This window comes from Niabella terrae, from assembly GCF_054783135.1.
Window position 1 is genome coordinate 1 of the sequence record NZ_BAAGRD010000022.1, and the last position, 816, is coordinate 816.

2 protein-coding genes are annotated in these 816 nt (G+C 47.4%); one reads left to right on the top strand and one right to left on the bottom strand.

Going from position 1 to position 816, the window contains the following annotated elements:
- Positions 1-324 (top strand): transposase domain-containing protein (locus tag ACYVI9_RS15035; RefSeq protein ID WP_460765957.1); only part of this gene is annotated, 324 nt, incomplete at its 5' end.
- Positions 325-326: 2 nt separating this feature from the next.
- Here ACYVI9_RS15035 and ACYVI9_RS15040 read toward each other — a convergent pair.
- Positions 327-689 carry a helix-turn-helix domain-containing protein gene (locus tag ACYVI9_RS15040; RefSeq protein ID WP_460765959.1) on the bottom strand — a complete coding sequence of 121 codons (363 nt, stop codon included), beginning with the start codon at positions 687-689 and terminating at the stop codon, positions 327-329.
- Between the last annotated feature and the right edge of the window lie 127 nt (positions 690-816).

An 816-nucleotide genomic window follows, 5' to 3' on the forward strand; every position in this document is an offset into this window, starting at 1 on the left:
CATTACACGCTGAAACATTTTAAGGGGTTGGCCGCATACTGCGCGGACGGTATGTTATCGATAGATAATAATGAACTTGAGGGACAGATCCGAAGTATCGCCCTGGGTCGACACAACCATTTGTTCGCCGGTTCTCACCGATCAGCACAGCTGGCAGCAGTAATGTATAGCTTTATGGGCACCTGTAAACTACAGGGCATTGATCCAGGCAAGTGGCTGGATGATGTATTGCGGCGTATCACCTGCCAGCCTAAAGATCGTTTAAAGGAACTGCTGCCTCAGTTCTGGACGCCACTGGCATCAGTCCAAACCAAAACCGCCTGACCTTACCGATACAGAAGCGGGTTCACCGCCTGACCGGTCTTCAAATCAACCACCTTCGCTTTTAAAGCCTCTGCCTTCTTTCTGGCTATTTTCTGCCGCTGCTTCTCAATGCCGAGTTCGGTACGTTCCAACTCGCCGTCGCTGAGCTGGCTGACAAAATCTAACAAATCTGTTTTATAAAGTCGGCACAACTTCAGTATCATCAGAAACGAGGGTTCCCGTTGCCCCCTTTCAGTTTTAAGATAGGTGGTATAGGACATACCCACAGCATCGGCCAGCTCCTGAGGCGTAGGCCTGTGAATATCTCTTAAACGGGTTAGTACTTCTGAAATCGTACCCCGCGGTAGTAATGTTGAAGACTCCATATATCCTGAAATAATATTATAGGAGTAAAGTTCAGGATTTTAACCGGAATCCTAAAAGCAGCCGGGAAAATGCTCCCCATACAGATTTTTATTCAAATATCATAGGCCGTCCTCGTTGGATGTTTAC